Annotated in this window: 12 protein-coding genes; 4 read left to right on the forward strand and 8 right to left on the reverse strand. The window is 56.3% G+C overall.

Features of this window, described 5'->3' with window-relative positions; translation table 11 throughout:
• Positions 1 to 203 precede the first annotated feature (203 nt).
• Complete coding sequence (locus B5F76_RS11930) at positions 204 to 1,010, forward strand: FAD/NAD(P)-binding protein (RefSeq protein ID WP_239407048.1); 807 nt, start codon at positions 204 to 206, stop codon at positions 1,008 to 1,010.
• Positions 1,011 to 1,127: 117 nt separating this feature from the next.
• Here B5F76_RS11930 and B5F76_RS11935 read toward each other — a convergent pair whose 3' ends face one another.
• Genes B5F76_RS11935 through B5F76_RS11950 form a run of 4 tightly spaced genes read right to left on the reverse strand, consistent with a single transcriptional unit; the run spans position 1,128 to position 5,384 of the window.
• Positions 1,128 to 1,613 carry a nuclear transport factor 2 family protein gene (locus B5F76_RS11935; RefSeq protein ID WP_087354860.1) on the reverse strand — a complete coding sequence of 162 codons (486 nt, stop codon included), beginning with the start codon at positions 1,611 to 1,613 and terminating at the stop codon, positions 1,128 to 1,130.
• 18 nt (positions 1,614 to 1,631) lie between these two features.
• Positions 1,632 to 2,309 (reverse strand): phosphoribosylglycinamide formyltransferase, encoded by a 678-nt coding sequence (purN, locus tag B5F76_RS11940; RefSeq protein WP_087354862.1) that lies wholly within the window; start codon positions 2,307 to 2,309, stop codon positions 1,632 to 1,634.
• A gap of 4 nt (positions 2,310 to 2,313) precedes the next feature.
• Complete coding sequence (gene cobA / locus B5F76_RS11945; protein ID WP_087354863.1) at positions 2,314 to 3,834, reverse strand: uroporphyrinogen-III C-methyltransferase; 1,521 nt, start codon at positions 3,832 to 3,834, stop codon at positions 2,314 to 2,316.
• Positions 3,831 to 5,384 carry a leucyl aminopeptidase gene (locus B5F76_RS11950; protein WP_087354865.1) on the reverse strand — a complete coding sequence of 518 codons (1,554 nt, stop codon included), beginning with the start codon at positions 5,382 to 5,384 and terminating at the stop codon, positions 3,831 to 3,833. The genes cobA and B5F76_RS11950 overlap by 4 nt, the downstream gene beginning before the upstream one ends.
• Positions 5,385 to 5,515: 131 nt before the next feature.
• On the opposite strand from B5F76_RS11950, the gene hemW reads away from it, so the two are divergent.
• From hemW to B5F76_RS11965, 3 genes are all read left to right on the forward strand, one after another.
• The gene (gene hemW, locus B5F76_RS11955) at positions 5,516 to 6,673 is read left to right on the forward strand and encodes a radical SAM family heme chaperone HemW (RefSeq protein ID WP_162608829.1); all 1,158 of its coding nucleotides are present in this window, start codon (positions 5,516 to 5,518) and stop codon (positions 6,671 to 6,673) included.
• A 524-nt stretch (positions 6,674 to 7,197) separates the two neighbouring features.
• Positions 7,198 to 8,247 (forward strand): DUF362 domain-containing protein, encoded by a 1,050-nt coding sequence (locus B5F76_RS11960; protein WP_239407047.1) that lies wholly within the window; start codon positions 7,198 to 7,200, stop codon positions 8,245 to 8,247.
• A 369-nt stretch (positions 8,248 to 8,616) separates the two neighbouring features.
• Positions 8,617 to 13,527: a RecQ family ATP-dependent DNA helicase gene (locus B5F76_RS11965; protein WP_162608830.1), complete on the forward strand. Its 4,911-nt coding sequence runs from the start codon at positions 8,617 to 8,619 to the stop codon at positions 13,525 to 13,527.
• 734 nt (positions 13,528 to 14,261) lie between these two features.
• Here the strand turns inward: B5F76_RS11965 and B5F76_RS11970 are convergent.
• From B5F76_RS11970 to B5F76_RS11985, 4 genes are all read right to left on the reverse strand, one after another.
• Positions 14,262 to 14,924: a class II aldolase/adducin family protein gene (locus B5F76_RS11970; RefSeq protein ID WP_087354871.1), complete on the reverse strand. Its 663-nt coding sequence runs from the start codon at positions 14,922 to 14,924 to the stop codon at positions 14,262 to 14,264.
• Positions 14,925 to 14,941: 17 nt separating this feature from the next.
• On the reverse strand, positions 14,942 to 15,961 hold the full coding sequence (thiL, locus tag B5F76_RS11975) for a thiamine-phosphate kinase (protein ID WP_087354873.1): 1,020 nt from the start codon (positions 15,959 to 15,961) through the stop codon (positions 14,942 to 14,944).
• 287 nt (positions 15,962 to 16,248) lie between these two features.
• Positions 16,249 to 16,674 (reverse strand): UDP binding domain-containing protein, encoded by a 426-nt coding sequence (locus B5F76_RS11980; RefSeq protein ID WP_087354876.1) that lies wholly within the window; start codon positions 16,672 to 16,674, stop codon positions 16,249 to 16,251.
• 87 nt (positions 16,675 to 16,761) lie between these two features.
• A partial coding sequence (locus B5F76_RS11985; protein WP_162608831.1) for an IS1634 family transposase occupies positions 16,762 to 18,006 on the reverse strand: 1,245 nt, incomplete at its 5' end.

Raw genomic sequence — 18,006 nt, forward strand, 5'->3', positions numbered from 1 at the left:
CAAAGCCCGCGGAAAGCAAGCCCAAGACCGCAGCAAAGCCCAAGGCCCAGGCCAAGCCTGAACCCGAGGCCAAGCCTGAGCCCGAGGCCAAGGCAAAGCCTGCCGCAGCCGAGCCCAGGATCAAGCTTGTGCCCAACAAGGACGGCTCCAAGCTTACAGAAATCGTTGCCAGGCCCGTCAATGCCGGCAATCCCTACAAGCCCATGGAGGCGACAGTCCTCGAGGTCATCACCGAGGCCCCGAACATCAAGACCATACGCGTCACCCTGGACGATCCGGAAATCGCGAAGAACTTCACCTTCGAGCCCGGCCAGGTGGGTCAGCTTTCGGTCTTTGGCGCCGGCGAATCCACCTTCGTCATCAATACGCCGCCTTCCCAGAAGGACTATCTGCAGTTCTCCGTCATGCAGGCAGGCGAGGTGACCACGGCCATCCACAGCCTGTGCAAGGGCGACAAGGTGGGCGTGAGAGCTCCTCTCGGCCGCCCCTTCCCCTACCAGCTGTGGAAGGGCAAGAAGCTCTTCTTCATTGGCGGCGGCATAGGCATGGCCCCCATCAGGACGATTATGCTGCACTGCCTTGAGCACAGCAGCGACTACGAGAAAATAAGCCTGCTCTACGGCTGCAAGAATCCCGAGCTCATGCCCTACAAGTACGAGCTCGAGAACTGGCTGAGCCGTCCAGACCTCGACTGCACGCTCACCATCGACGTGGAGTCCGAGGGTTGGAAGCACGAGGTGGGCATGATTCCCAACGTGCTGCGCAAGCTCAACCCGAGCCCGGATAACTGCGTTGCCATCCTCTGCGGCCCGCCCATCATGATCAAGTTCACACTCATGGCCCTCGACGAAATGGGCTTCTCCCATGAGAACGTGTACACCACTCTGGAAAAGCGCATGAAGTGCGGCATTGGCATCTGCGGCCGCTGCGGCATTGGCGGCAAGTACGTCTGCCTCGATGGCCCTGTGTTCTCGCAGAAGGAACTCGACGAGCTTCCGCCCGAACTCTAGGCTGACAAGACAATCAAGGCCCGGGAAAACAATGTTTTCCCGGGCCTTTTTGTGTTATTTCCGTTATTTGGAGCTGCCGCGCATCGCAACAGGATTCAGCGTATCCTCAGTATATCCTCAGCGTATCAGGCAGTTGCCGTCCTCGCACTGGGCTGTGGGGATGACCGGAGTGAGCTGCACAAGCACAATGCGCTCCCTGGGACCAGTGTTGTCTGCAACCAGGGTCACGCGCATGAGGCCGGACGGAAGCGGCAGATTCGAGACTGCGGTAAAGGTGCCGTTGCCTGTCACCATGCGCACAGGGCCTGCCGAGGTCTCGCGCAGGTTCTTGAAGGAGGCGGATTTGACCACCAGATTCCTGCTCCTGATGGAGGCAATAAAGTGTTCCTTGTCCTGCACGTGGCCGTTGGAGCCTATGAAGACATAGTTCGAGGCCAAAAGGCGGTCCAGGGTATCCGTGTCAGCGTCAAGAAGGGCCTCGACGAAAAGGTCTACAGGGTCTGCGGCTGCCCGCGTGTCAGCGGGCGCAAGGCAGGACAGAGCCACTGTCAGCACGAATGAAAGGCAAAGCGAAGAGACCAGACGAAACGTTTTTGCCAGCATCTCTCCTTCCTCCTTGGGCTAGAAACCTTCCTCCAGGGGCGGCCAGACAAGGCTGTCGCAAGGCTTTTGGGCAAGAGGCCTGTCAGCCTTTGCCACGTGCACCTTGCGACCTTCCACGCTCACGCGCCCCTCTGCTATCCACTGCACTGCCTGGGGGTAGATGCGGTGCTCAAGGGCATGGATGCGCGTCATGAGGCTGTCCTCGTCGTCCTCTGCATCACAGGGAACGCCAGCCTGGATGATGATGGGGCCGGAATCGACCTCCATCTCCACGAAATGCACGGTACAACCGGAGAGCTTGACACCATAGGCCAAGGCGTCCGGGCCTGCGTGCACGCCGCCACCAAAGGCAGGCAGAAGCGAGGGGTGGATGTTCACCACGCGATTTTTGAAGGCGTCGAGGAAGGATCGGGTCAGAAGACGCATGTAGCCAGCAAGGACAACGAGCTCTGCACCGCTTTTCTTCAAGGCATCGATCATCACTGCGTCGAAGGCCTCGCGTGTGGGATAGAGCTTGTGATCCTCCATTTGCCAGGGAATGCCTGCAGCCTTGGCACGCTCGATGACACGGGCGTTGGGACGGTTGCAGAAGATGAGCCTGATGTCCACATCGAGAATACCCTTGTGCATGAGGTCAATCATGGCCTGGGCATTGGTCCCGTTTCCTGAGGCGACAATGGCTATGGGCAGAGACATGTGATCACTCCTTGCTGTAGTGGACGGTCAGAGCCTCCACAAGATGGGGAATGGAGAAGTTGTCCGGCACAAGACCGGGTTTCAGGCCATGCCCCTCAAGCGTCTTGGCAGTGACAGGGCCTATGGCAGCGAGCAGGACTTCCGGGTGCTCCTGCATGGTCTTTTCCGGGACAAGGGAGAAGAAGTTGTCCACTGTGGAGGAGGAACCAAAGGTCACGCAGTCCACATCGCCTGCAAGAATGCGCTTGAGGATTTCCTCCCTTGGCGCTTCCTCCGGCACGGTTTCGTAGCAGGCAACAACGTCCACTGTGGCTCCAGCCTTCGCAAGGCAGTCGGGAAGGACTTCCCTGGCCTTGGCTGCCCTTGGCAAAAGCACGCGTGCGTCCTTCAAGGAGGCGGTCTTCTCCAGGGCTTCCACAACGCTCTCGGCAACGTACTTCGGTGGCACAAGGTCCGCAAAAAGCCCGCGCTCTTCCAGAGCCTTGGCAGTGGCAGGTCCAATGGCCGCAATGCGGGCTAACCCAAGGGCTCTCGCATCGCGTCCAGACTTTCTTAAAGTTTGCCAGAAGAAACGCACGCCGTTCACCGAGGTAAAGACGATCCACTTGTAGGAGGCAAGGTTTTCCATAGCCTTCTCAAGGGCGGAGTTGTCTTCCAAAGGTTCGATGCGGATGGTGGGAAATTCCACAACCTCGGCGCCGAGTTCCTGCAGGGTCCTTGCGAGTGAGCTTGCCTGCTCCCTAGCCCTGGTCACCACGATGCGGCGGCCAAACAGAGGCTTTTGCTCGAACCAGTTGAGCTCGTCGTGCAGGGTACACACCTTGCCCACCACGATGACCGAGGGGTTGGTAAAGCCCTGCTTCACGGCCTCTTCGGGCAGGGTGGCGAGTGTTGCCACAAGCGAGCGCTGCCTGGGCGTCGTGCCCCTGTAGACCAGAGCTGCCGGAGTTTCCGGGGCAAGGCCGCTTGCAAGAAGGTTTTCCACGATATGGGGCAGATTCTTCATGCCCATGACAAAGACCAGGGTGGAGGCGGACCTTGCGAGGGCGTCCCAGTTGATGGCGCTCTTTTCCTTGTCCGGATTCTCGTGCCCGGTCACGATGGTAACGGAGGAGGCAAAGTCCCTGTGGGTCAGGGGAATGCCGGCATAGGCAGGCGCTGCAATGGTGGAGGATATGCCAGGCACTTCCTCGAAGGGTATGCCTGCCTGCAGAAGTTCCTGCGCCTCTTCCCCGCCGCGGCCGAATATGTAGGGATCCCCGCCCTTCAGGCGGGCCACACGCTTGCCTTCCTGTGCCTTGGCAACAAGGAGGGCATTGATTTCGTGCTGCTTCAAGGCATGCTTGTCCGCTATCTTGCCCACATAGATGCACTCTGCGTCCTTTCGGGCCAGGGAGAGGTAGTTTGCGTTGGCAAGCGCGTCGTAGACGACCACGTCTGCAGTCTCGAGCACTTCCTTGGCCCTCAGGGTCAGAAGGCCGAAATCGCCCGGGCCTGCGCCTATGAGATAGACCTTTCCGCTCATGCTGCGCCTCCGCGACCAAGTTCAAGCAGTGTTCTGGCCGAGAAGCCGGTGGCACCCTTGTCGCACAGGGCAGACGGCGTGTCCTTCCAGTCCAGGGCAGCTATGTCCAGATGCGCCCAGCGCGTTCCCTCAAGCACGAAATGCTCAAGGAAGAGTGCTGCCGTGATGGCGCCGCCAGCCCTGCCAAAGGCCGTGTGGCAGATGTCCGCAATGGGGCTTTCCAGCTTCTTGTTGTAGCCCTTCCACAGGGGCATGCGCCAGTATTCCTCGCCAGCGCAGTGGCCTGCGCTCAGGATGAGGTTGGCAAGATCGTCGTCGTTGCTGAAAAGGCCGCCGAGCTCGTCGCCAAGGGCAACCATGCAGGCCCCTGTCAGAGTCGCAACGTCCACCATGACCTCGGGATGCCAGCGCCTGCAGGCATAGGCTATGGCGTCGCACAGGACCAGGCGTCCCTCTGCGTCCGTGTTCACGATCTCGATCATGTCGTGGGAGTAGCCCTGCACAACGTCGCCCGGCCTTGTAGCATTGCCGTCGGGCATGTTCTCTGCCAGGGCCAGAAGGCCTATGATGCGGCGGGGCACCTCTTCCTCTGCAAGGGTGAGCACAGCAGAAAGAACAGCTGCGGAACCCGTCATGTCGCCCTTCATCTGATGCATGTCGGCAGAGGGCTTCAGGGAAATGCCGCCAGAGTCAAAGGTGATACCCTTGCCTATGAAGACAATGGGGGCCTCGTCCTCGTGGCCCTTGGGGGCGTGTTCGAGGATGACGAGGCGGGGAGGCGTGGCAGAGCCCCTGCCCACAGCCAGATGGGCGCCAAAGCCCTGTTCGGCCAGAGCCTTCTCGTCCAGGATCTCGCAGGAAAGTCCGTTTTCCTTGGCAAGCTCCATGGCCTTTTCGGCGTAGGAGACGGGGTTCAGCACATTGCCCGGAGCGGAGGCAAGCTTTCTTGCGCGTATCACTGTCAGGGCAGCCCTTTCCCCGCGCCTTGCGGCCTGGCGGGCATTCTCCGGCACGAACTTGTCCGTGAAGCCGACAGCCAGCCATTCGACACCGGGGGTGAGATCCTCGCGCGTGGTTTTCTTGAATCTGGCGCTTTGGTAGTTTGCCAGCACGCAGGCATAGACGGCCTCCTCAAGCACGCGCTCGGCATTCCCGAAGCGGTCCAGGCTGGACCAGGGGATATGCACGGAGTTGAAGTGCATGCCCCTTGCCTTGCGCAGACCGTTGGCGTAGGCCGCGCGCAGGATGTCCATGGCGTTTGGCTCGGTATGGCTGTCCTTGCCCATGCCGATGAACATGACCCTCGAATAGGGCAGTTCCGGATGGCCGTACACGATATTGATCTCGCCCTTGCGACCGGTCACGTCACGCATGCCCGGGGCGATTTCCAGGAAGGGAGCTGCGCTGTACAGTGCGGCACAGGTTTCGCGCAGGTTCTCCCCTTCCCAGAGGGGAACAAGGGCCACGTCGGCAGTCCATTTGTCTTCGCCGCCGGCATGGAAACGGATTTCGAGATCGTTCGCTATATGCTTGCTTTTGCTGGCATCCATCGCGAAAATCCTCCAGGTAGAAATTATGCGGGCACTATACCCGCACAAGGCCTTGCTTGCCAAGGGCCCGGCGCTTGCGTATCCCGCACCTTCCAATCCATGCAGTCATGTCAGAGAGGCTATTTTCAGCCATGCTTTTCTATATCCACGTTCCCTTCTGTCGTGCCCGCTGCGCCTACTGTTCCTTCTTCTCCATTGCAGTGGGAAGACGCAATCCGCCCGCAGACTATGTGCCAGCTCTTGTGCGCGACATAGCCTGGCTTGGCTCGAAGTTCGGCGCAAAAGCACAAGATACCAATGCCCGGGATACGGTCACAAGTATCTTTTTCGGGGGCGGTACTCCAAGCCTTCTCTCTCCAGAAGATATAACAAACATCCTTGGCGCCATAGGGCAACACTTCTCTCTTGCCCCTGATGCGGAAATCAGCATGGAAGCCAATCCGGAAAGCCTGCAGGAGAAGTCCAGGGTACAGGCATTTCGGGAAGCTGGTGTCACGCGTATCTCCATGGGCGTACAGAGCATGTCGGATAACGATTTGCGAACGCTTGGCCGCATCCACACGGTGGAACAGGCACAAAAGGCAGCTGAACATGTGCATGCAGCAGGTTTTGCGTCCTTTGGCATCGATCTCATGTGGGGCCTCCCAGGCCAAAGTCTGGAAGGCTGGCTCAACATCCTGCACAAGGCCTGCGAACTTGCTCCTGACCATATCTCGGCCTATGGCCTCACAATAGAAGAAGGGACAAGGCTTGAAAGGAGTATCGAGCAGGGGAAGCTGGTTCTCCCTGAGGAAAACGCATTGGCACAGATGTTCTTGCAGGGACACGAAACGCTCGAAGCACGGGGTTTTGAGCACTACGAGATTTCCAATTTCGCGCGAAAGGGACATGCCTGCCGCCACAACCGGGGCTACTGGCAGGGAACAGACTATCTGGGTGTGGGAGCAGGTGCTGTGTCCACTTGGCGGGGGCAACGTGTGTCCGAGCCATGTGATCTCAAGTACTGGCTTGCAAGCGAGCCCCATGAAAGGAATCGGGACATAGAACAACTGGACAGGCAGACTGTACGGGAGGAACACATCATGCTTTCCATGCGCACAAAGAGGGGCCTCGATGTCACAAGTCTGGACAGAGATGGTGGAGATTTCCTCGGGGAAAACATGTCCTACATCCTGGCCCTGGTCGATGCGGGACTGGCGTGCATTCGGCATGAAGGGAGCAAGACCTTCCTGGCGCTTACCCCCAGGGGCATGCTAGCATCCAACGATATCGTAGCAAGGTTCTTCTGAATCCTGAATGGATGGAGTGGGAGATTGTTTCACGTGAAACAATCACTGAATACACAACATACACTGGCAGACAAGCCGAAGAACACAGTTCTTCCGCAAGGTTGCTCGCATTGACGCGACGAGGGCGCATTTTCTCAACTCTGACTCTTCCAGAGGCCATGCTGTTCAGTACACATGGACAACTTGCCAGATCTCGTCAGGGACTTTTCTCTTTCCTCACATGGCTCCAGTTCACAGAGAACTTCACCAGCTAAAAATACCCACAGAAAGCCACGTTGAACCGTTTTTCTATCAGGAGCAGAATGTTTCATGTGAAACAATCGCTAGACGTGTTGTAGGATCTGGCGACCATGTGCAAGGCACGCGCGAAAATGGCAACTTTTCGAAAAATCTCAATCTTGCTGCTGCTCCTGCCATCAGGTATTTGGGACAAAGGCGGGTGTTAGGTGTCCAATTGTTCTCTCCCAACGACCGCCAAGGTGTACCGCTACAAGCTTCCAGTGTGAGCGATTGCGAGGTGAATCATGAAGACAGAATTTTCCAGACGTACCCTGCTTATGGGAGCGGCTGCACTGACCGCTGCCTCGACGCTGCCGGGTATGTATCTCTCAAATGCACATGCAGCCGAAGTCGTGCAGAAGACACCCGTCATCGGCAGCAAAAACGTCACGGGCATGCAAACACCTGGCAGCCGTGCCAGGGTCTATTTCACCCGCCATATTGATGTGGAACACCTTGTCCGGATCTACGGCTTCGTGAATCAGCACATCTTTGGCAAGGTGGCCATCAAGCTGCACACAGGCGAAAAACACGGCCCCAACATTCTGCCCCCTGCCCTTGTGGCAGCCCTGCAGAAAACCATTCCGAACAGCTCTTTGGTGGAGACCAATACACTCTATCCGGGAGACCGTGGCACAACGGCCGATCACCGCGAAACTCTGAAGATCAACGGTTGGACCTTCTGTCCAGTTGATATCCTGGACGAGGAAGAGGATGTCAGTCTGCCCGTGCGCAACGGTCTGCACCTCAAGGAAGTGGCCATGGGAGGACACCTTGTAAACTATGACTCCTTAGTGGTCCTCACCCACTTCAAGGGACACGCCAGAGGAGGCTTTGGTGGTTCCATGAAGAATATTGCCATTGGCTGCGCCTCTGGTCAGGTCGGCAAGCGGCAGGTCCATGGTGTCGGAGAGAAGCTTCCCGCCACAATAGACGGTTGGCCAGGCAAGGAGCCTTTCATGGAGAACATGGCAGACTCTGCCAAGGCTGTTTGCGACTATTTTGGCCCACGCATGGCCTACATCAATATCATGCGTCGCATGTCCGTGGACTGCGACTGCGCAGGGACCTCGGCAGCGGAACCCACTATTCCGGATCTCGGCATCTGCGCCTCCACAGATATCCTGGCAGTGGATCAGGCCTGCTGCGATATGGTTTTCGGCATGCCCGAATCGGTCAACCATGACCTTGTGGAACGCATCCAGAGCCGCCACGGCCTGCGTCAGCTGAGTGCCATGGCGGAACTTGGCATGGGCAATCCCCAGTACGAACTGATAGACATAGACAAGGCCTGATAGCCGCAAACTTTGCAAGGGCCCCTTCGCTTCAGTCCTGGACTGGGGAGAAGGGGCCTTTTTTGCTGGCTCAAAGCTCTGTCCTGCCCTGGGAAAAAGCATCGCAGCCCATCCGGTCCTGAGCCCAGAGAAATATCGCGATTCCCTGCAAAAAAGGCAGTATCATTGACAGGCCCTTGGCATGATTCTACTTTTGGGCAAGATTCGGGATACGCGGTTCTCATGCAGCTCTCTCTCAGCCCATGGAATCACGGCATCTGTCATCAGGGTTCTTGTGGCTACGCATGCAGCAAACTGCGCTGGACGCGTTCGGGCTTCATATTGTCAGGAAGGGTACAGGTTTTGTTTTTCCCAAAGGTCCTGTCATTCTTGCAAAAGCAAGTACGAGAAGAGCCTTTGCCTGCAAGGGAGGAAGGCGTCTTCACGCAGGACGTTGCACCCCCTTCAGCTGCGAAGAAGTCCATTGCCTTCATTGACGCCGAAATCAGTGCCAGCGGAACAAGGGTCTGCGACCTTGGAGCGTTCAGCGAGGAGAGGGGCTCCTTTCACTCAAACAACCCAAAAGCCTTTCTCGACTTCATTGCCGAAGCCGACTTTGTCTGCGGGCACAATATCCTGCGTCACGATCTGGCCCTTCTGGAGAAGACCGCAGACATCCGAATTTCAGCCAGGGTCATCGACACGCTGCCCCTGTCCCCCCTGCTCTTTCCCAAACGTCCCTACCACTCCCTGCTGAAGGACGACAAGCTCAGGGTCGATGAGCTGAACAATCCCGTCAGCGACTGCAAAAAGGCTGCAAGGCTCTTCCACGACGAGGTCAATGCCTTTCGTGCCCTGCCCTCGCAGATGCAGGACATCTACTGCGGGCTTCTCAAGACATCGCCATCCTTTGCAGGCTTTTTTGCCTACCTCGCCCTCCCCTCTGATATTCCCGGTGAAGCTCCGATTCTTGCGGAGCGCATACGCTCAGCCTTTGCGGGCAGAATCTGCGCAAGGACCGATCTTGCATTCCTCGTCGCACAAATGCCCGAGGAGCTGGCTTACGCCCTTGCCCTGATTGGCACAGGCGATCCGACTTCGGTGACGCCACCCTGGGTTCTGCACAGCTACCACAAGGTCACGGAGGTCATCCAAAAGCTGCGCCACACCCCCTGTAAGGAGGGCTGTCCCTACTGCACAGAGGCGCTCGACGTGCGCAAGGGCCTGCAACACATCTTCGGCTTCGAAAGCTTCAGGACCTACAATGGCGAGCCCCTGCAGGAAAGGGCCGCCAGGGCTGCAGTCGAGGGACACTCCCTTCTTGCCGTCTTTCCCACTGGCGGCGGCAAATCCATCACCTTCCAGCTGCCGGCCCTCATGGCAGGCAAGTGCGTGCATGGCCTGACAGTGGTCATCTCGCCCCTTCAGTCGCTCATGAAGGATCAGGTGGACAATCTGGAAAAGGTGGGCATCACCGAAGCCGTGGCCATCAGTGGCCTGCTGGACCCAGTAGAGCGAGCCAACGCCCTGGAGCGCATCGAGGACGGGTCGGCTTCCCTGCTCTACATCTCCCCCGAACAGCTGCGCTCACGCACTATAGAAAGGTTGCTGCTCAGACGAAACGTTGTCCGCTTTGTTATCGACGAGGCCCACTGCTTTTCCGCCTGGGGGCAGGACTTCCGAGTGGACTATCAGTACATAGGATACTTCATCAGGGAGCTGCAGGAGGCAAAGGGGCTCGGGAAAGAATCCATCCCCGTTTCCTGCTTCACGGCCACTGCCAAGCAAAAGGTCATAAGCGACATCTGCCAGTATTTCAGGGAGACGCTGAATCTGGATCTGCAGATCTTTGCCTCTACCCAGGCCCGCAAAAACCTGCACTACAAGGTGCTCTTCAGGGAAACGGACGAGGAAAAGTACGCCACCCTGCGCGATCTTGTGGCCGCAAGGAACTGCCCAACCATTATCTATGTTTCCAGAACCCGCCAGACAGAAAAGCTGGCAGAGAAACTGACAAGCGACGGCTTTGCTGCCCTGCCCTTCCACGGCAAAATGGACCCTGCAGACAAGGTCGAAAACCAGGAAGCCTTCATGCGGGGCGAGGTCAGGAGCATTGTTGCAACCTCGGCCTTTGGCATGGGCGTGGACAAGAAGGACGTTGGCCTTGTCATTCACTACGACATTTCCGCCTCCCTGGAAGACTACGTGCAGGAGGCAGGCCGTGCCGGCCGCGACCCGTCCATGCAGGCGGAATGCTATGTGCTCTACAACGATGCGGATCTCGACAAGCACTTCCTTCTGCTCAATCAGACAAAGCTCAGCATTAGCGAAATCCAGCAGGTCTGGAGAGCCATAAGGGCGCTCACAAGGCGCCGCCCGCGTGTATGGTGCTCGCCACTGGAAATCGCCAGGGAGGCAGGCTGGGACGACTGCAATGCCGATGTGGAGACAAGGGTGCGCACCGCCCTGGCTGCGCTGGAAAACGCAGGCTACCTTGAGCGAGGCAAAAACATGCCCAGGATCTATGCCACAAGCATACTGGTGAAGAACATGCTTGAGGCTGGAGAGCGCCTGGACAAGTCGGCGCTCTTTTCGGAAACCCAGCGCATCAATGCCCGCAGAATCATGACCGCCCTCCTCGGCAGCAGGAGCAGGGCACGAGCAGGAAACGAGGAAGCAGAATCCAGGGTGGACTACCTGGCAGATCGCCTGGGTCTTGTCCGGGAAGAAGTCATACAGCTCATCAGCCTCATGCGCCTGGAGGGCCTTTTGGCCGACATGCAAGACATGTCTGCCTTCATCCATGCCTCGGACAAGGAGAACAAGTCCCTCCACATGCTGGAACAGCTCGCAAAGCTGGAAAAGCTTTTGATCGGCGAACTGCAACAGAATGGCTCGGATGTGTCCTTGAAGGAGCTCAACGAAAAGGCCCAAAACGCCGGCATTGCCAGGGCAAGCGTCCGCAATCTGAGAACACTTCTGAACTTTCACATCATCAAAAAATGGGTGCATCGACCAGAGTACAACAGGGCAGACACTGTGCGCCTTGTGCCGGCACTTCCCCTGTCTACCCTGCAAAAAAGGTTTTTCCTGCGCATTGCCCTGTGCCGCTTCATCATCACGACACTCTACAACGAGGCCAAGGATGTGCCCGAGAGCAAGAGCGGGATGAAGCCGGTCTGTTTCTCGGTTGTCGGTCTCTACAACGGCTACAGGGCCATGGCACGCACCCAGCTCTACGCAGAATCGATCAGCCTGAAGGATGTGGAAGACGCCCTTCTCTATCTTTCGAGGACACAGGTCCTGAAGCTCGAAGGGGGCTTTCTCATTCTCTACAACGCCCTGGAGATCCGCCGCCTCATCGAAAACACCAGGGTCCAGTACAAGAAGGCAGACTACCAGCTTCTGGACGACTTCTACAAACACAAGACACAGCAGGTGCACATCATTGGCCGCTACGCCCACCTTGTCGTGAAGAACTACGAGGCAGCGCTGCAGTTCGTGCAGGACTACTTCCAGATGGACTACAAAAAGTTCATCACAAGGTACTTCAGGGCGGACGAGATTGCCGAGCTTGGCCGCACCATCTCCGCTCAAAAGTACAAAGAGCTCTTTGGCACTCTCTCCGCCACGCAAAAGGCCATCATCAACGATGTCGAGAGCAAAAACATTGTCGTTGCCGCTGGCCCTGGCAGTGGCAAAACCATGCTCCTTGTCCACAAGCTGGCCTCGCTTTTGCTTCTGGAGGACGTGAAGGCAGAGCAGTTGCTGATGCTGACATTCTCGCGGGCTGCTGCAACGGAATTCAAAAAGCGCCTTGTCGGCCTCATAGGCAATGCCGCCCATTTCGTGGAGATCACAACCTTCCACTCCTACAGCTTTGATCTGCTTGGCAGGATCGGCAGCCTGGAAGGCGTGGAAAACATTGTGCAGAAGGCCGCGGACAGGATTAGCCAGGGCGAGGTCGAACAGGGCAAAATCACAAAGAGCGTTCTTGTCATAGACGAGGCCCAGGACATGGCCTGCGACGAATTCAACCTTGTCCTTGCGCTGATGAATCACAATGAGGGCATGCGTCTCATTGCCGTAGGCGATGACGATCAGAACATCTTTGCCTTCAGGGGCGCGGATTCGGGCTTTTTGCGCTCGCTTGTGACAGAACATGGCGCTACCCAGTACGAAATGTCGGACAACTTCAGAAGCAGCACAGCTGTCGTGTCCCTTGCCAACGCCTTTGCCGCAACCATACGCCAGCGCATGAAAAAGGAGCCCATCCGGGCAGTGCATACGGATCCGGGCAAGGTCTGCATCACAAGGCACTACTGCGGACATATGGAAGAGCCTATTGTGAGGCAGATTCTCGCAACGTCTGGCGGGGAGCGGTGCTGCCTGCTCACGACTACCAACGACGAGGCCCTGCAGCTCACGGGGCTTTTGCTGAAAAAGGGTGTTCGAGCAAGCCTGATACAGTCCATGGAGCACTTCAGGCTCTACGATCTGCTCGAAATTCGCCATTTCCTCAAATGGCTCGACACCATGCAAAAGTCCCCAATCATCTCCGACGAGGCATGGGAAACTGCAAGAACACGGCTTGAGAGGCAGTACGCCACAAGTTCCTGCCTTGAGAACTGCAAACGACTTTTGCGCGACTTTGAGGTCACCCACAAGGAGAAGTACCGCAGCGATCTGGAAAACTTCATCAGGGAGTCCGCATACAACGATTTCTCAGCTGTGGAGGGCGCACCTGTCACTGTGTCCACCATCCACAAGGCCAAGGGACGCGAGTTTGATAAAGTCTACATGCTGCTGAACGGCACCAATGCGGCCACAGACGATGACAGACGCACGCTCTATGTGGGCATGACCAGGGCCAAAAAGGAGCTCTACATCCACTGCAACACCGCTCTCTTCGCCTCCCCTGCCATAAGAAACGTCGAGGGCCTCGCCTATGTCGAGGACAGGAACACATATGCAGAGCCCGAAGAAATTGCCTTGCAGCTGACGCACCGGGACGTGGTCCTGGACTTTTTCAAGGGCAAGAAGGGGTACATCTTTGGCTTGCGCGCAGGCGAGCCCCTCTGTTTCACGCCAGGAGACAGGGAGCTGCACGCACGGGTGAATGGCAAGGCCATGCCTGTTGTCAGATATTCGAAGGCTTTTCGCGAAAGACTCAAAAGACTGACAGACAGGAGATACAGGCCATATTCATCCAAAATCCGCTTCATCCTGGCCTGGAAGGGAAAGGAAGATGCGGAGGAAACGGCTATTGTCCTACCGGATGTCGTCCTGCGTCGAGACTGAAATTGGATTGTTTCACGTGAAACAATGCATTGGTCGCTGTCAGAAGGAACGAGAAGAGGTAGCATTGGCTCCTCATACTGCCGCTCTCCTTGGGGTTCTGAACTACAACGTTGCACAGTTCTTGCCCTACTGGCAACGTAGACAACAGCAATGGCAACAAGGGATGTCTACGCAGACGCCTGGCTTCACGGACAACCAGGTTGTCTCTCCCCGTCTCTGCCCCTGAACTCTTGCAATAAGTTCTCACACAAGTCTGAACATGTTCCTTTCAGGGGACACAGTCGAGCAGGCACACAAGAAGTTGGTGCACCTTCGCTGAACGAAACTTGCGCCTCATGGAAAGCAATATCTTGTGTGTCCCGCACATTGTCTCAAAAGAGACTGTACAGAGTCCCAAAATATATCTACATGAAAGGGGAGCCCTGGCCTGCTGATAACAGGAACCGGGGCTGGACGGCGCGTTACAGCACCCTGCACGGCTGCCAAGTGAGTTATGTGTAGTTTTCGCCCCCGGACCCACCGCGAATGGGCCGGGGTTATCTGTTAGATGGCGTCAGACGCCGAGATCAGTACCAAAGCCGACGCGACAAGCAGGGGGAAAACAAAACTCCTCATGGCCGCCTCCTTTCCTGGCTTGCGCCGCTCCAAGCGCAGGCTTGGAACGAAAAAAGACACTGCTCTAGCCACACTATTCCAGTGATTGTTTCACGTGAAACAATACCTGCTCAACATTTTTAGCTCAAGAAAAAAAGCTGTGTCTGCGCTAGGTGTTCGTACTGTTCGCACACGCCCACGGCTTCCACTGCCGCGTGTCCCACTGTGCACAGACCATGCTGACGCATGAAAACTGCCTTTATGGCTGGATCCGCAAAGCCTTCCGCAGTGGAGTTGGCAAGCTCTTCCGTGCCAGGTTCACAGGCATCGGCTATTGCCAGAGTTGCTCTCCATGTCTCTGCTTCAAAGAGAGGCATGCGCAGAAAATCCTGTTCCGCGACGCGCAGGGAGAGTGCCAGCATGGCCGCAGGGTGCACATGGAGCACGTAGCGGACATCCGGACGCTTTTTGTAGATGGCCACATGCATGGCCGTTTCGCTTGAAATAGCCGGTCCATGGAGCCCCCTCCCCTCTTCGTCAGCAAGAGCCACATCACAGGGCTTCAAATGACCTTTTGCCACACAGGTTCCGGTCACGAGCAATGCGTAGCCATCTTCCCTGTCCAGGCGAACACTCATGTTGCCGTTGAAGCCCCGCATGAAGCCGCACTGCCAGGCGTCGCGACACGCTGCATGCATGTCCTTGAGCGCCCTTGCGCAGGCCTTTGCGTCAATGCCCATGGCAGACAGATCGCTTTTGCTCAAGCCTGCTGCCTCAAGCCAACCTTTGAGAAGATGTTTCACGCGCCCCTCCAAAAAGCTTAGACGGAAAAGTGGTCAAAGCCCTGCAGATTGTCTATGGGCTCCCTGTTGCAGAAAATTGTCTCGCCAGAGGTCACAACGCCGATTTCCCAAAAGTCGGGAATGGCTGCGTGCAGGGCTGCCAGCATGTCCGGCGCGCAACTCCCAAGCAGGGCATAATCGTCCCCGCCAAGAAGGGCCTCATGCACAGGATTCTTTCCATTGGCCCTGCACCAGGCGATCAGCTCCCGATGGAGCAGGCCTGCGGGAATGATGAGTTCCGCACCCAGGGCCTGACCCTCTTCGTCCCACACACCAGTCTCGCCGCTGAGGCCAAGAAGACGCGGCAGATCGCGCACAATGCCGTCGGAGAGATCCATGAGCGCAGGCGGTCTTGCGTTCATGCCTGCGCGCGCAAGCATGAGTCCCGCGTCCACCCTGGGTTCTGGCTTGAGCAGGGCCTGGCAGGCCTTGGGGTAGTCCTCGAAGGCGCTACGTCCTCTTTTTTCAAGCTCAAAGAGCCCTGCCCTCGCAAGGCCCAGGGCACCCACGACGAAGATGGCATCGCCCGGCAGGGACCCTGCCCTGGAGAGAAAGCCCCCTACCCCCACCACTTCGCCAAAGACCGTGACGGACACAAGCAGCTTCTCGGTCCTTGAGAGATCGCCGCCTATGAGCGCCATGCCGTACCTGGACGCAAGGGAACCCATGCCGGCAAAAAAGTTGTTGAGCCAGGTGGGGTCAATGTTCTTTGGCAGGCCCAGGTTCAGGGTAAAGGCAAGGGGTCTCGAACCGCAGGCTGCAAGGTCGCTGATATTGCAGGCCAAGGCCTTGTGGCCGATCTCCTCAGCTGTCGCGTAGGAGGTGCGAAAGTGCACGTCCTCCAAAAAGAGGTCGCTGCTGATGGAAAGGGGTTTGCCTGCGGGCAACAGAGCACAATCGTCTCCGCGCCCGACAAGAACGCCCGGCTTTCTCAAGGGAAAGTAGCGTCCCAGGGTGTCGAGAATGTCGTCTTCAGAAGCGAATGGCCCTGCTGGCATAGTTTTCTCCGATGCAATCCGCAAAGGGTGCGAGAGGTCGGTTGATAGCTCCACGGCGGAAGATGAATTTACTAATCTAAAACAGCTTTGAGCAATAATGGGTACGGCAAAAAATACTTACCGGGGAGCGATTCTACGGCTATTCATAGTAACGAAAAAATATATCCGTCAAGGGGGAGGATAACCAGCCAACCAGATGGCTAACCTGTCCCTTGAGCGGATACGATGCACGTCTACAATGACTTAGCTTGCGTCAGCGTTGCTTCTTTTTCAATAGGGCGTCATTATCAAAGGCGCTGATAATCCACACCAGCGGCCTGCATGGCTTCCTTGTCGAAAAATCCTTTGATATCGAAGACAAATGCGTCCTCAGGTGTCCTGAAGAAAGCTTTCAGCTGTTCTGGATCAAGTGACTGGTAGACTCTGTGGGGTACGGCCAATACAATGGCATCAAGCTCCTTCAGCTCGGACAGGGGCACGAGCTTTTGCCCGTAAAAACGCATGGCCTCCTCCGGGTAGGCCTCTGCGTCCGTCACGATGGGCTCGATGCCGAATTCCTTGAGCTCTGCAATTATGTCCACCACGCGGGTGTTGCGCAAATCTGGCACGTTTTCCTTGAAGGTCAGACCGAGCATGCCCACGCGCGCTCCACGAACAACCTTGCCCCTGCAGATCATGGCCTTCACTATGCGCTGCGCAGCTATGCGCCCCATGCTGTCGTTTATGCGGCGACCCGAAAGAATGACGTCTGGGTGGTAACCCAGCTCCTCTGCCTTGAAGGTAAGACCGACATTGAGCAGTTACTTTCCAGCAATTTCTGATAGCCGATTATCTCCATAGGTTTGAGGTAAGTAATAGCGGAGCCAGTGCGCTCCCATTGCTAGGAAGATATTGAATAATGTATTGTTAACATTGAATATTCGCACCTCTCCAGATCCATTTTTGTAAAGCGTAATGTGCTGATTGACTACATAGGCGATCAGCCGTGTAATCGTAGGTCTGGCAGCTGGGGCTTCATTGGCAACAGGAGGCAGCTCGAGAGAGTTCTTCTCCATGCCCTCGCACAGTATGATTTCAGCCACCTTCAGACACAATACTATGAGGTAGAGGATACACATGAGTGCTTCTATGCGCTCAGGCTTTTCAAGGTAGATGGACTCCAGCATAAGTCGTTTATCCTTGAGCAACTTCCAGCCACTTTCAATATGTTTTTGCCCACGATACATTGCCAAAAGGTCTGCCATTGTCCAGGAGGTTGCCAGATCAGAGGTTACTATCACATATCTAATTGATAATTCAGTTTTTTTTGCAATCAACTCTTCGTCGGCAACTATAGTTGCCGTAACTTTGATACCGACAAGCTTCTTCTCTGGCTCTTTATCATTGCGCGGTCTTCCAACCTTGCAATTTTTCCACTGTTCCTCATGGGATATGGATTCCATACGACAGAGCTTGAGATTTTTCTGCACTTTGTCTGCAGCAGCTTTTGCTTCCTCCATGTTTGTGCAGTTCCTGGTCAGAGAAGAGAGCTCCTTCATGGCCTTCTCTGCTTCCTTCTTCGCCTCACGCTCGTATCTTTTCCTGTTTTTTTCGCGCAGTGCAGGATTCTCTACCAACAGCGTCTTAACTTCACAGGAGCCAATTTTAAGATTTGGACACCACTGTCCCCGTTCACTCTTCGTGTTCTCAGATCCGTAAATATCCGTAAACTTTTCCGGATCTGCTTCAGCTATGTACTGCCTGGCCACGCTGTTTGTCAGCGGCATTTTTGTTATGAGATGCACGTCTGCCCGGGATGCAGCTTCGAAGATGTTCGCCGTACAGAGTGCAGAGTCCCCCACAACTATCTTTACATCCGGGAATTCCTTCTTGAATTCATCGGCATCCTTCTCAAGGAGCGTCAGAAAAGACTGCTTGTCATTCTCGTTGCCAGAAACGCCCTTGAAGCTGACTGGCAATCCCGTTTCATGATCAGCCAGCCCCAGCACTATTATTTGGGGCAGCTCTGGATGTCCATCTCTGCTGTAGCCAAATGTAATGGCTAT

Origin of the sequence: Desulfovibrio sp. An276, from assembly GCF_002159665.1 — a bacterium.
GTDB classification, from domain to species: domain Bacteria; phylum Desulfobacterota; class Desulfovibrionia; order Desulfovibrionales; family Desulfovibrionaceae; genus Desulfovibrio; species Desulfovibrio faecigallinarum.